Annotated in this window: 1 pseudogene; it reads left to right on the top strand. The window is 65.2% G+C overall.

The features are described from left to right. A pseudogene (locus tag DW299_RS19095) lies at positions 1–473 on the top strand (hypothetical protein); the annotation flags it as partial. Positions 474–528 lie beyond the last annotated feature (55 nt).

The raw sequence follows: 528 nt of genomic DNA, 5'->3' as shown, positions 1-528 counted from the left end.
TTGAAGCCACCCTCACGACGCTGGCCACCGTCACGGTTGAAGCCACCCTCACGACGCTGACCGCCGTCACGGTTGAAGCCACCCTCACGACGCGGTCCACCGTCACGGTTGAAGCCACCCTCACGACGCTGACCGCCATCACGGTTGAAGCCACCCTCACGACGCTGACCGCCATCACGGCTGTAGCGACCCTCACGACGCTGACCGCCGCCATCACGGTTGTAGCCGCCCTCGCGACGCTGCCCACCATCACGGTCGGGGCGAGCCTCACCTCGCGAACCGCGGGCATCAGAGCCAGATCGTGGGCGCGAGGCACCATCGCGATACACAGGGCGCCCACCGGAACGGTTGCCGCGCGGTCCTCCATCGTCACTGCGACGCGGACGGCGCTCTTCCTCTTCCGGCATGGTGCTCCCTATTCTCGTTGTTCGTCAAACGCAAAATGGCCACCCAACGATGGGTGGCCATTTTGACTAAAAGGAGTCCGGCGGTGTCCTACTCTCCCACAGGGTCCCCCCTGCAGTACCA

Origin of the sequence: Microbacterium sp. K35, assembly GCF_004794375.1 — a bacterium.
In the GTDB taxonomy this organism is placed as follows: Bacteria; Actinomycetota; Actinomycetes; order Actinomycetales; family Microbacteriaceae; genus Microbacterium; species Microbacterium sufflavum.
Note: the sequence above shows the minus strand (reverse complement) of the source record. Positions and strands in the feature narration are given on the sequence as shown.